This window comes from Clostridium moutaii (genome assembly GCF_041205085.1).
Taxonomy (GTDB): Bacteria; Bacillota; Clostridia; order Clostridiales; family Clostridiaceae; genus Clostridium_B; species Clostridium_B moutaii.
In genome coordinates this window covers 168812-181948 of record NZ_JBGEWD010000003.1, presented here as the reverse complement: position 1 = coordinate 181948, position 13137 = coordinate 168812, and the positions used below count along the sequence as shown (strand labels likewise).

Here is a 13137-nt window from a genome sequence, read left to right as displayed (position 1 = left end):
TTTAAGGCAGGTAATTAAATTTTTTCTATTTCTTCTATAAGAGCTTCTACTAAATCCTCTTCTCTTACTTTTTTTACTATACTTCCCTTTTTAAATATAAGACCTTCCCCTCTACCTCCTGCTATGCCAATATCCGCTTCCCTTGCTTCTCCTGGACCGTTTACCACGCATCCCATAACAGCTACCTTTATATTTTTTTGAACATTTAAAAGTCTCTTTTCCACCTCTTGTGCTATTTCAATTAAATTAATTTCAGTTCTACCACAGGTAGGACAGGATATAAATTCAATACCCTCTTTTAAAAGTCCACAGGATTTTAATATTTCCCTTCCCACTCTTACTTCTTCCACAGGATCCCCGGTAAGAGACACCCTTATGGTGTCTCCTATACCTTCCATCAAAAGAGTTCCTATTCCAACAGTTGATTTTATAGTTCCTCTCCATATAGTACCTGCCTCAGTTACTCCCAAATGCAGCGGATAATCTACAATCTTTGATATCTTCCTATAACTTTCCACCATTTGGCTTACATTTGAGGATTTTATGGATATAACTGTGTTGTAAAATCCCACATCTTCCAATATTTTTACATGCTCTAATGCACTATCCACAAGTGCCTTGGCACATACACCTCCATATTTATTTAAAATGTCTTTTTTTAGGGATCCAGAATTCACTCCTATTCTAATGGGGATCTTCATCTTTTCAGCTGCCCTTGCAACTTCTCTCACCTTGTATATATCTCCAATATTTCCAGGATTTATTCTGAGAGCCGAAATCCCATTTTCTATGGAATTAAGAGCTAATTTGTAATCAAAATGTATATCTGCCACAATAGGTATATCTACTCTTTCCACAATCTTTTTAAGTGCACTGCAGGCTTCTCCATCAGGAACTGCACATCTTACTATATCACATCCTGCTTTTTTCAATTGGTTTATTTGATCCACAGTATTTTCTACATTTCCTGTATTGGTATTAGTCATTGACTGTACTGCTATAGGGGCATCACCACCTATAAATATATTTCCCACTTTTACCTTTCTGGTTTTTAATCTGTTCACTCTTTCACCCCCACATGCAAGTTAGTTCATTAAAACTTTATAGGATAAAGTATGTCTTTTACTGTTACAAGCACCATAAGAGCCATAAGTACAGCAAATCCCACATAATTTATCATTCCCACTTTATTGTCATCTACTTTTCTTCCCGTTATTATTTCAAATAGGAATAAGAATATATACCCTCCGTCCAGTGCTGGAAATGGTATTATATTAAATATAGCCAGCTGTATACTTATATAAGCAGAAAATGCAAGTAAACTCAATATACCAGCTTTTGCCGCTGCACCGGAAATCTTTATTATAGTCACAGGACCGCCTACGTCATTCATTGATGCTTTACCTCTAAATAGTGTCTTAAAAAAACTAAAAGTTTGTTTTATTAAAGATCTAGTCTCTATAAATCCATAGGATATGGATTGCCCCAAACCGGGGCTAGTTACCTGAGTGCCCTCTATTCCCACCATATATCTATTTTCTTTCTTGTCTTTTACAGGAGTTACCAAGACCTGTTTTGTCACTCCCTGACGCTGATAAGTTATATTAATAGGACTTCCTCCTACAGTGTATACTTCTGTTACAAAATCTTCCCAGGTCGAAATTTTAGAATTATTAACCCTAGTTATTCTGTCTCCTGCTTTAATACCCGCCACAGCTGCCGGCTGATTTGGAAGTGTACTATTCACTATTGGTGATGTATATCCTCTTGCAGAAGCTATAATTGAAAACAAAACCACTCCCAGTATAAAATTCATTATAGGTCCTGCTATGACGACACTGAGCTTTCTAATGGAACTCTTGTTGTTAAAAGCCCTGGGATCATCACTTTTTCCCTCATCTCCAAGCATTTTTACATAGCCGCCAATAGGAAGCAGCTTTATCAAATATTCTGTTTCTCCTCCCTTTATTCCAAAGACCCTGGGACCCATACCTATAGAAAACTCTTCCACTTTTACTCCGTTTAGTTTTGCCATTATAAAATGTCCCAATTCATGAATTATAATCAATACACCAAAGGCTATTATGGCTGCTATTATATACAAATTTATTCCTCCTAATCATATTTCTTATTTACCAAATTTAGTTTTTACATATTCTTTAACTTTTATTTCTATATGAAGCAGATCCTCCAATTGGAAATTATTTCGGGGGGAAAATTTATTCATACACTCTTCCAGTATATAGCTTATGTCTAAAAATTTAATTTTATTTGAAAGAAAAAGTTCCACAGCTTCTTCGTTTGCACAATTCAATATGGCAGGCATTGTTCCACCGATTTTTCCTGCTTCATAAGCCAATTTCAAGGGCTTAAAAGTATCTATATCAGGTTTTTCAAAGCTAAGATTTTGTAAATTATAAAAATCCAATCTATTCACTACAGCTTCTCCTCTTTTAGGGTAATTTAGGGCATACTGGATAGGAAGCCTCATATCAGTACTGGCAAGTTGTGCCATAACACTTCCATCTTTATATTCTACCATTGAGTGGATTATACTTTGGGGATGAACTACCACCCTTATTTTCTCGTAAGGTAAATTAAAAAGCCAGTGCGCTTCTATAACTTCTAATCCTTTATTCATTAGAGTAGCAGAATCTATTGTAATCTTTCTGCCCATATGCCAGCTTGGGTGTTTTAATGCCTGTTCTACTGTAACATTTAAAAGTTGTTTTCTGCTTTTCCCCCTAAAAGGTCCTCCTGAAGCAGTTATAAGCAAATTTTCCACATCACTGTGTTTATTTCCCTGAAGGCACTGAAAAATAGCACCGTGTTCTGAATCCACGGGAATCAAACTCACATTGTTTTTCTCTGCCAATTTTGTAACCAGTTCTCCTCCCACCACCAGAGTCTCTTTATTTGCCAGTGCTATATTTTTTCCCGATTCAATAGCTTTAATAGTTGGAATAAGTCCACACATTCCCATTACTGAAGTTACTACCATATCAATCTCAGGTAAACTTGCTATAGTATTTAATCCTTCTGTACCAAATAATATTTTCAAATTTGTACTTTTATTACTAAAATATTCTTTAAACTTTAAATAAGCCTTTTTTTCAGTTAACACTGCATATGAAGGTTTAAATTCCTCAACTATATGTAGAAGCTTTTCTGCGTTGCTATTTGCAGACACTCCTATAAGCTGAAAGTTCTCTCTATCTTTTCTCAATACATCAAGCGTTTGAGTTCCTATAGAACCTGTAGTACCAAGTATTGAAATTTTTTTCATCAATAACAACTCCTTATTTTAAATCCAATCCACAGATCAAATAAGATTTTAACATGATTAACTATACCATATTTATCTTATAAAATAAATAATAGAGAAGTACATAAAATATACTTCTCTCCTTAAATAAGGGCTATAAACATTAAATAATAAACTACTATCACTCCTGAAAAAAGTATGCTGTCAAACCTGTCTAAAATACCGCCATGTCCCGGTATTAAATTGCTGTAGTCCTTTACTTCCACAAATCTTTTTATGGAAGAAGCAGTCAAATCTCCAAACTGACAAAAAAAGCCACAGAGTATACCCATTATAAAGTAATGATGCAATGCTATTGGTACTCCCCTTTTAATGGCAAAATATCCAAACAACCCGCATATGAGTATGCTTCCCAGTATTCCTCCCAGAGAACCTTCTACAGTTTTTTTAGGGCTTACCTCTGGGCAAAGTTTTCTCTTGCCTAAAAACTTACCTGTATAATAAGCTGCCGTGTCACAGCTCCAGGCAGATATGATTATAATCCATACTAAATAATTGCCATATGAACCACTATTGACCAAAACTATGGTGCTAAAAAATAAAGCCACATATAAAAAGCCAAATAGAGTGCAAGCTATATCTATAAAATTATAATCCGTATCCAGGACAGGAATACATAATAACATAAACATTGAAACCATCATAGTAAAAAATATAAATTTATAGTTTACTTCAGCTCCTAAAGTCATGTAATATGCTATACACAGTAAATATCCTATTATATTTATGGCATTTATACCTTTTTCTTTTATTACCTTATAAAACTCATACATCCCCATAAGTGAAATAATCATAATTCCATATTTCAGGTAAACTCCACCTAAAAATAAAATTAAAATAAAAGGTATGAGCGTAAATGCACCCAAATATCTATTGTTCACTTATACACCTCCATGCAAAAATTAAAACTAAAAATTGTGTTTACTCTACTGATCCAAATCTTCTATCCCTGTTTTGATAATCAAAAATAGCTTTATGGAGATGTTCTTTTCTAAAATCCGGCCACTTTATATTGGAATACCAGAATTCAGAATACGCACATTGCCATAAAAGAAAGTTACTGAGGCGCTGTTCCCCGCTAGGTCTTATTATAAGATCAGGATCAGGCATACCTTTAGTATACATATAGTTTGATATAGTCTCTTCATTTATATCCTCTTCGCTTATTTTTCCCGATTTTATATCTTCATACATCAATTTAAAGGCCCTGGTTATTTCATATCTTCCTCCATAATTTAATGCCAGATTCAAAGTTAATCCCGTATTGTTTTTAGTGTTTTCATGAGATATAATAAGTTCCTTCTGACACAAATCAGGCAGCTTGGATATATCTCCAATATAATTTATTATCACATTATTATAATCTAGTTCTTTAAATTCCTTTTTTAAATATTCCACTAAAAGTTTCATAAGTGCACTTACTTCATCTTTAGGTCTTTTCCAATTTTCAGTAGAAAAAGCATACAGTGTAAGGTATTTTACTTTTAAAATACTACATTCTTTTACAACTTCTCTTATAGCTTCTACTCCCGCTTTATGTCCTATGGTTCTTGGTAGATTTCTCTCCTTTGCCCATCTTCCATTTCCATCCATTATGATGGCTATATGTTTTGGAATATTATTTAAATCGATACATATATCTTCATCACTGTACTCTTTTTTCTTATCAGTATTAAAAAATCTTAACATAAATGTATCTCCATTCATTACCATTGTTAAATTTTACTTTTGATAAAAAACCTGCGATGCAGCAGGTTTTAAAAATTTAATTATTATAACGACATTACTTCCTTTTCTTTCTTTTCAACTATATCATCTATATTTTTTATAAAACCATCAGTTTTCTTTTGCATTTCACCTTCAGCTTTTTTTATTTCATCTTCAGAAATATCACTTTCTTTTTTTAAAATTTTTAATTTATCATTGCTGTCTCTTCTTATTCCCCTTACAGCTACCTTGGATTCCTCTCCTAATTTCTTTATGTTTTTAACCAAATTTTTTCTGGTTTCTTCCGTAAGTTCAGGTATCATAAGTCTTATAACTTCTCCATCATTTGATGGGTTTATACCCAGATCTGATTTTAATATTGCCTTTTCTATAGCTTTTAATGCATTTTTATCCCAAGGTTGTATAACAAGCATCCTTGCTTCTGGAATAGATATGTTTCCCATTTGATTTACCGGAGTCATTGTTCCATAATATTCCGCCTCTATCCTATCCAGTATAGCAGGAGTAGCCCTCCCTGCCTTCATGGAAGCCAGTTCTTTCTTTAAAGACTCTATAGTTTTTCCCATTTTTTCATCTGCACTTTTTAAAGTATCTCTAATCATATAAAATACCTCCTCATTTTATTCTTTACAAACAAGAGTGCCAATTTTTTCTCCAATGACAATCTTTCTTATATTTTTTGGATCATCCAAGCCAAATACTAAGATAGGTATATCGTTATCCATGCAAAGAGATGTAGCCGTAGAATCCATAACCTGAAGTCCCCTTTCAAGCACTTCGATATAGGTTAATCTGTCAAATTTTTTGGCGTCATTATACTTATGAGGATCCTTGTCATACACACCATCTACCTTTTTTGCAAGAAGTATAACATCTGCTTCTATTTCTGCCGCTCTAAGTGCTGCAGTAGTATCTGTTGAAAAATAAGGATTCCCTGTGCCTGCCGCAAATATAACAACTCTATTTTTTTCTAAGTGTCTCATTGCCCGTCTTCTGATAAATGGTTCTGCTACTTCTCGCATCTCAATAGCTGTCTGCACCCTGGTATTTACCCCTAAATTCTCCAGTGAATCCTGAAGTGCCAGAGCATTTATACATGTAGCAAGCATTCCCATATAATCTGCAGTTGTTCTATCCATGCCTTTTCCGCTTCTACCTCTCCATATGTTTCCACCGCCAACTACAACTCCCACTGATACTCCCATGGATATAAGTTCTTTTATTTCAATAGCTATATTTTTTGCTACATCAAAATCTATTCCATAACCATTTTTCCCTGAAAGAGCTTCTCCTGAAAGTTTAAGCATTACTCTTTTGTATCTAGCTAAACTCATATATATTATACCTCCAAATTATCATAAAGTGAAACTTAAAATTTACAAATTCTTCACATCTTAAAAAAAAGAGAACACCCCGTGTTCTCTTTTCAGTTACTATTTACCCTCTATCTGCTTACGAACTTCCTCGGCAAAATCTTCTTCTTTCTTCTCTATTCCTTCACCCTTTTCAAATCTAACAAAATCAGACACTTTTATCGGTGAACCAATTTCCTTTGATTTACTCTTAACATATTTATCAATAGTAAGATCAGAATCTTTAACCCATACTTGTTCTATCAAACAGTTTTCTTTATAGTATTTTTGAACTTTTCCCATAATTATTTTATCCACAATTTTTTCAGGTTTTCCTTCATTTAATGCTTGAACTCTGTATATATCTTTTTCTTTATCTAAGATGTCATTGTCTACTGAATTTTTATCTAAAAACAATGGATTTGTAGCAGCTACCTGCATAGCTACATCTTTTGCGACCTCTTTTAAAACTTCACTTTGATCTTGACATTCAAGTTTTACCAAAACTCCTATTCTACCGCCGCCATGAATGTAACTTTCAATTAGGCCATTTGAAACAGAAAACTTTTTGAATCGTCTTACTGCCATATTTTCTCCTAATTTTGCAATCAGAGCTATTAAGGTTTCTCCCACAGTTTTACTACTGTCTAATATATATTTTTCTTTAAGCAGTTCTTCCACTGTAGAGGACTTGGAGTCAACTACCTGCTTTGCTAAATTGTCAACAAAACTTACAAAGTCTGAATTTACTGCTACGAAATCAGTTTCACAGTTTACCTCTACTATTGAGGCAACTTTACCATCTTCTGAAACATAGGTTTTAACCAATCCTTCAGAAGCCACTCTGCCAGATTTTTTGGCTGCAGCAGCTAATCCTTTTTCTCTTAATATTTCAATGGCCTTTTCAGTATCTCCATTGGTTTCATTTAAAGCTTTCTTGCAGTTCATCATCCCTGCCCCAGTTCTCTCTCTGAGTTCTTTTACCATCTGTGCAGTTATCATAAGTATATTCCGTTATTTAAAAACTATAGGATTTCATAGAATATGATAAAATCCTAGGTTTATTTCCCCATTCATAATGTCTAAAGCTAAACTTTATCTAGGTCTGACACTCCCAGGGCTTAAATTCGGATGCATTACACCCTATATGGCAATTTACAATGCTATTTCAATTGCCAAATAACGGTTTTTCAACTCCTCTCACATTTGTATTTGACCCCTATTGTATATATCTCATTATAATAAACTACTCTTCAGCTAATTGTTCTCCCTGTCTTCCTTCCATTACAGCATCTGCTACTTTAGATGTAATTAACTTTACAGCCCTTATAGCATCATCATTTCCAGGTATGATATAATCTACCTCGTCAGGATCGCAATTTGTATCAACTATGGCTACTACAGGAATTCCCAGAATCTTAGCTTCCGATATAGCATTTTTTTCTTTTCTTGGATCAACAACAAATAATGCTCCTACATTTTTAGCATCCATATTCTTGATTCCGCCTAAATTTTTCTCCAGCTTTTCTTTTTCATTCTTTAATTTTATAACTTCTTTTTTTGGAAGGACTTCAAAAGTACCATCTTCTTCCATTTTTTCCAATTCTTCTAATTTCCCTATTCTAGTTTTTATAGTTGCAAAATTAGTAAGCATGCCACCAAGCCATCTATTATTGACATAGTACATATTGCTTCTCTTTGCTTCTTCTTGAATAGCTTCTTGAGCTTGCTTTTTTGTTCCAATAAATAATATATCTTTTCCCTCTTCTGAAACTTCTTTTATGAACTCGTAAGCTTCTTCAACCTTTTTTACTGTTTTTTGTAAATCTATTATATAGATTCCATTTCTTTCTGTAAAAATATAAGGAGCCATTTTAGGGTTCCATCTTCTTGTTTGGTGTCCAAAATGAACACCTGCTTCCAATAATTGTTTCATAGAAATAACTGACATTTATTTTCCCTCCTAGGTTTTTCCTCCACTATCCTCATATTCATAAATCACTTAAAGCACCTTTATTATGAATTAGATAATGTGTGTATTTTATTACCTTATGTAGTATATCATAATGGCTGTGTCTATTCAATAAAAAAATTAGGGTTTTTAATTTATATTTCGCTTATTTTATCTTTTTTAATTCATCCAATAATTTTTCATTTAATATTTTAATATGAGTTCCCTTCATTCCAAGAGATCTGGATTCTATTACTCCAGCACTTTCAAATTTTCTAAGTGCATTTACAATTACAGATCTGGTTATGCCAACCTTATCTGCTATTTTTGAAGCTACAAGCAATCCTTCATTTCCATCCAACTCGCTAAATATGTGTTCCACTGCTTCCAGTTCAGAATAGGATAATGTTCCGATTGCCAATTGAACTACCGCCTTTTTCCTGGCTTCTTCCTCTATTTCATCGTTTTTGGCCCTTAATATCTCAAGTCCTATTATAGTAGCACTATATTCTGATAATATGAGATCCTCATCTATAAACCTATCTCCAAAACTTGCCAGTAGCAGGGTGCCAAGTCTTTCCCTGTTTCCAACTATAGGAACTATGGTGGTCAGTTTATTATCCAAATTGCAGGGGCTTCCATCTTCAAAAACACAAATCCCATGATTGGATAAATTAGGAAGAGTTTCACGGGCATTCAGCAATTTATTGTTATAATGTTCAGGAAACCTCATTTCACTTATTACCTTGTCTTTAACGGTATCACATTCAAAACCATCTGGAAAATTATATCCCAATATTTTTCCTCTTCTGCTTATAATGTAAACATTACAGCCTAAAACTTCGCTTAACAATTTACATATATCATCAAAAACTACTGGTTCTGTTCCTGATTTTTGTAATATCTTATTCAATTTTCTTGTTTTATCTAATAGTGTTGTCATTTATAGTCCTCCTTGTTACCACTAATTTTATTTTATCTACATAAATACTACATCTTTCAATTTTATTATGTTTTCATTAGAAAAGGCCTTACTCTTAAAGTTTTAGACTATATCAGTAGTACAAACAATTATTAATATTTTAGACTTTTTAAAATATTTAGAATTATTCTTTATCCATTAATTATGATAACATAATAGTTATTATAATTCAACCATATTTGCTAACATAATTAAAATACAGCTTAATATAGACCTGCAGCCTATAATTAAACTGTATTTTCACCTTCCAAGCCCTTTATTTATTTAGATTTTATCCATCTTTTTCAACTACTTTGCCCTCTTTATCCTTATTTTCTTCAGCATTATATTCTCTGTGTTTACATTCTGAGTTAGAACACTCCAAATAGTTTCCCTTGGCCTTGCTATATTTTTTTACCATATAGTTCCCACACACAGGACATTTCTCGCTGACTGGTTCAAACCAACTTACAAAATTGCAGTCTGGATAATTACTGCACCCATAAAACTTTCTGCCCTTTCTGCTCCTCTTAACTAAAACTTTTCCACCGCATTTAGGACATTCAACATCTAACTCCTCCACTATTGGTTTGGTATTTTTACATTCAGGATAACCTGGACATGCTAAAAAGTCTCCAAATCTTCCATGCTTTATTACCATGTTTCTTCCACATTTATCACATTTTATATCTGTAACCTTATCCTCTATGGTAATTTTAGCGACCTCTCTTTCAGCCACTTCAATAGATTTTTTCAGCGGATCATAAAACTTGCCCACTACTTTTCTCCAATTGTCCTTTCCCTCTTCAATACTATCCAGTTTGGATTCCATTTCAGCAGTAAATTCCACATCTACTATTTGTTTAAAGTACTCGCTCAATATATTATTTACTATATTTCCTAATTCAGTGGGAATCAAGGTTTTCTTTTCCCTCTGTATATATTTTCTATCTAAAAGTGTAGATAAAATCGGTGCATAGGTACTAGGTCTTCCTATCCCATTTTCCTCAAGTGTCTTTACCAGAGAAGCTTCTGAAAATCTAGCTGGAGGTTGTGTAAAATGCTGTCTTCCATCTATAGACTTTTTAACAAGCAGTTCCCCTTCTTTAAGCTTTGGCAAAGACCCATTGGATTTTTCATCTTCAGTTGTATATTCATACACCTTCATAAATCCATCAAACCTTACTTGGGAGCCACTAACTTTTAGTCCATACTTATTGTTGACTATATCTATGGAAGTAACATCAATTTTTGAAGAAGCCATCTGACTTGCTAAAAATCTATTCCATATTAACTTGTAGAGTTTGTATTGTTCTGGCTTTAAATTTCCCTTAGCCTTATCAGGTGTTATTTCTATGTTAGTAGGTCTTATGGCTTCATGGGCATCCTGTATATTTTTTTTGCTTTTAAAATTTCTAGGTTTCTCTTCTATATATTCTTTTCCAAACTCATTTACCACAAAATTCCTACAGGCTTCTTGAGCCTCCTTTGCGATCCTCACTGAGTCAGTCCTCATGTAGGTTATAAGTCCTACAGTTCCATAACCTTTTATATCTATTCCTTCATACAATTGTTGAGCTACAGACATAGTTTTTTTAGTAGAAAAATTTAATTTTTTATAGGCATCTTGCTGCAGAGTACTAGTAATAAATGGCGGAAGCGGGGTTTTATTTTTACATGTGGTTTTAATGGATTTTACAATAAACTGCCCTTCCTCAAGATCTTTTATAATTTTATCTACTTCTTCTTTGGTACCAATCTCAATTTTTTTCTTATCAAATGTAGTGAGTTTTACATTAAAGCATTTGATTGTGGATTTTTTATGAAGTTCACACTCTACAGTCCAATATTCCTTAGGTTCAAAATTTACTATCTTTTTTTCTCTTTCACATATCATTTTTAACGCTACGGATTGTACTCTTCCAGCACTTAAACCCCACTTGATCTTCTTCCAAAGTATTGGGCTTATTTTATATCCAACCAGTCTATCCAATACCCTCCTGGCCTGCTGGGCGTTAACTAAATTTATATTTATAGTTCTGGGAGACTTTATTGAACTCTTTATGGCATTCTTGGTAATTTCATGAAACTCTATTCTGCACTTTTCACTTTCATCTAATTTAAGCACATGAGACAGGTGCCATGAAATTGCCTCTCCTTCCCTATCAGGGTCTGTCGCCAAATATATTTTTTCACTTTTTTTTGCCTCTTTTTTGAGTTTGTCTAAGAGTTCTCCCTTTCCTCTTATCGTTATATACTTAGGATTGTATTCATTATCTATATCAACTCCCAATTGACTTTTCGGAAGATCTCTAACATGACCCATAGAAGCTTCCACTACATAATTTTTTCCTAAATATTTTCCTATAGTTTTAGCCTTGGCAGGTGATTCAACTATAACTAATTTTTGTCCCATCTTATGCTCTGGATATTTTTAAATTCACACCAGAGTCTACACCCCCTTATTTAACCATCAAACTTATTTTTTTAACTATATAAATATACTATGTTATTTCAGTTATTTTATCCGACGACTATCATCAGTTAAGTCATCAACTTCTTTGAAGTGTGAAAATAAGCAATGCTTAGGCCCCTGGATAAGTTTCTCTAAGGTTCAGCATTTCTTATGAGAAGATTTCACCGTACCTAAGAATCACTTGATAATATCTTCATTACTTTCAATCTTTGCATAATAATTTCCCTGAAGACATATTATTTCACCTTTTAACTGCAATTCAAATAATAACTCATATAATCGTTTTATGTCAACACCAGTTATTCTGCATATTTCATCTATATGTATTGGAATGTTCCCAATAAGTCTACATATTTTTTCCTCTGAAGCATTTAGCTCATAGTTTTTTATACATTTTTTTTTCATATATTCCATAGGCAACATATAAAATAAGTCCTCCATGCAGGTAAATACGTGGGCACCTTCTCTTATAAGTGTATTTGTTCCTTTGCTTTTAGAAGAAAATATGGAACCCGGCACTGCCATGACATCTTTTCCCTGTTCTAGTGCACAGTTTGCTGTTATTAAAGCACCACTTTTATTTCCTGCTTCAATTACAACTGTCACATCACTTAACCCGCTTATAATTCTATTTCTCATTGGAAAATTATAAGGATACGGCTTGGTTTTAGGAATAAATTCAGATATAATACATCCCTTTTTTAAAATGTCCTCATATAATTTTCTATTTTCTCTAGGATATACAACATCCACTCCTGAGCCAAGTACAGCGCAGGTACATCCTTTATTTTCTACAGCGGCCCTGTGGGCACAACTATCAATTCCCCTTGCCATACCACTTATTATATTTACGTTATTTGCTGAAATTTCTTTACCCATTAATAAAGCCACATTTTTTCCATACAAGCTACAATCCCTGGCTCCTACAATTGCCACACTTACATTATCCAAGATTTTAATATTTCCTTTATAAAATAACACTGCTGGAGAATCATCATAATTTTTTAATCTATAAGGATAAGTGTCCTCACAGGAATTTACAGCTTCAATACCTTCCTTTAAAGAATACTGTATTAAACTTTTCAATTCGTCTATATTCCAGGCTCTTCTCAATTCCCCATATATTCTACTACAATCTCCGCCTAAAAACATAGAATTGTTATTATAAATACTATGCATATATATTTGTCTTGTGCTTTTAAATTTATTCAAAATATTATTTTTTATTTTACTAGATATTTTAGCAGAAGCAAACCACAGATCATATATGTCCATAAACAATTCACATCCTATAACTATAATTATGTAAAAATTATGTTCATAATCCAATTATTTTATTCAGAC

General features: G+C 33.2%; 12 protein-coding genes. All 12 read right to left on the bottom strand.

The window, feature by feature from the left end; all coding sequences use genetic code 11:
* Positions 1-14: 14 nt before the first annotated feature.
* The 12 genes from ispG to dprA all read right to left on the bottom strand — a co-directional run bounded on the left by ispG (position 15) and on the right by dprA (position 13068).
* Entirely contained in the window at positions 15-1064 is a 1050-nt protein-coding gene (ispG, locus tag AB8U03_RS05235; protein ID WP_369703499.1) for a flavodoxin-dependent (E)-4-hydroxy-3-methylbut-2-enyl-diphosphate synthase, read from the bottom strand.
* 29 nt (positions 1065-1093) lie between these two features.
* Positions 1094-2104, bottom strand: a complete 1011-nt coding sequence (rseP, locus tag AB8U03_RS05230; RefSeq protein ID WP_369703498.1) for an RIP metalloprotease RseP — start codon at positions 2102-2104, stop codon at positions 1094-1096.
* Between the two features lie 24 nt (positions 2105-2128).
* Complete coding sequence (locus AB8U03_RS05225; protein WP_369703497.1) at positions 2129-3286, bottom strand: 1-deoxy-D-xylulose-5-phosphate reductoisomerase; 1158 nt, start codon at positions 3284-3286, stop codon at positions 2129-2131.
* Between the two features lie 122 nt (positions 3287-3408).
* A complete protein-coding gene (locus AB8U03_RS05220; RefSeq protein WP_369703496.1) occupies positions 3409-4206 on the bottom strand; it encodes a phosphatidate cytidylyltransferase in 798 nt (265 codons plus the stop codon).
* A gap of 40 nt (positions 4207-4246) precedes the next feature.
* Positions 4247-5014, bottom strand: a complete 768-nt coding sequence (locus tag AB8U03_RS05215; protein WP_369703495.1) for an isoprenyl transferase — start codon at positions 5012-5014, stop codon at positions 4247-4249.
* An 83-nt stretch (positions 5015-5097) separates the two neighbouring features.
* Complete coding sequence (gene frr / locus AB8U03_RS05210; protein ID WP_369703494.1) at positions 5098-5655, bottom strand: ribosome recycling factor; 558 nt, start codon at positions 5653-5655, stop codon at positions 5098-5100.
* Between the two features lie 18 nt (positions 5656-5673).
* Positions 5674-6387 (bottom strand): UMP kinase, encoded by a 714-nt coding sequence (gene pyrH, locus AB8U03_RS05205; protein ID WP_369703493.1) that lies wholly within the window; start codon positions 6385-6387, stop codon positions 5674-5676.
* A 99-nt stretch (positions 6388-6486) separates the two neighbouring features.
* Positions 6487-7407: a translation elongation factor Ts gene (gene tsf / locus AB8U03_RS05200; protein ID WP_369703492.1), complete on the bottom strand. Its 921-nt coding sequence runs from the start codon at positions 7405-7407 to the stop codon at positions 6487-6489.
* A 244-nt stretch (positions 7408-7651) separates the two neighbouring features.
* The gene (gene rpsB, locus AB8U03_RS05195; RefSeq protein WP_369703491.1) at positions 7652-8356 is read right to left on the bottom strand and encodes a 30S ribosomal protein S2; all 705 of its coding nucleotides are present in this window, start codon (positions 8354-8356) and stop codon (positions 7652-7654) included.
* 166 nt (positions 8357-8522) lie between these two features.
* Positions 8523-9299, bottom strand: coding sequence for a GTP-sensing pleiotropic transcriptional regulator CodY (gene codY, locus AB8U03_RS05190; RefSeq protein ID WP_369703490.1), 777 nt, complete (start codon positions 9297-9299; stop codon positions 8523-8525).
* Positions 9300-9609: 310 nt separating this feature from the next.
* A complete protein-coding gene (gene topA, locus AB8U03_RS05185; protein WP_369703489.1) occupies positions 9610-11733 on the bottom strand; it encodes a type I DNA topoisomerase in 2124 nt (707 codons plus the stop codon).
* Positions 11734-11970: 237 nt separating this feature from the next.
* On the bottom strand, positions 11971-13068 hold the full coding sequence (gene dprA, locus AB8U03_RS05180; protein WP_369703488.1) for a DNA-processing protein DprA: 1098 nt from the start codon (positions 13066-13068) through the stop codon (positions 11971-11973).
* Positions 13069-13137 lie beyond the last annotated feature (69 nt).

Bases quoted from the DNA above. Each gene is read 5' to 3' on its own strand.
- AB8U03_RS05225 (WP_369703497.1), bottom strand. From the start codon at position 3,286: ATGAAAAAAATTTCAATACTTGGTACTACAGGTTCTATAGGAACTCAA.
- AB8U03_RS05215 (WP_369703495.1), bottom strand. From the start codon at position 5,014: ATGTTAAGATTTTTTAATACTGATAAGAAAAAAGAGTACAGTGATGAA.
- frr (WP_369703494.1), bottom strand. From the start codon at position 5,655: ATGATTAGAGATACTTTAAAAAGTGCAGATGAAAAAATGGGAAAAACT.
- pyrH (WP_369703493.1), bottom strand. From the start codon at position 6,387: ATGAGTTTAGCTAGATACAAAAGAGTAATGCTTAAACTTTCAGGAGAA.
- tsf (WP_369703492.1), bottom strand. From the start codon at position 7,407: ATGATAACTGCACAGATGGTAAAAGAACTCAGAGAGAGAACTGGGGCA.
- rpsB (WP_369703491.1), bottom strand. From the start codon at position 8,356: ATGTCAGTTATTTCTATGAAACAATTATTGGAAGCAGGTGTTCATTTT.
- codY (WP_369703490.1), bottom strand. From the start codon at position 9,299: ATGACAACACTATTAGATAAAACAAGAAAATTGAATAAGATATTACAA.
- topA (WP_369703489.1), bottom strand. From the start codon at position 11,733: ATGGGACAAAAATTAGTTATAGTTGAATCACCTGCCAAGGCTAAAACT.
- dprA (WP_369703488.1), bottom strand. From the start codon at position 13,068: ATGGACATATATGATCTGTGGTTTGCTTCTGCTAAAATATCTAGTAAA.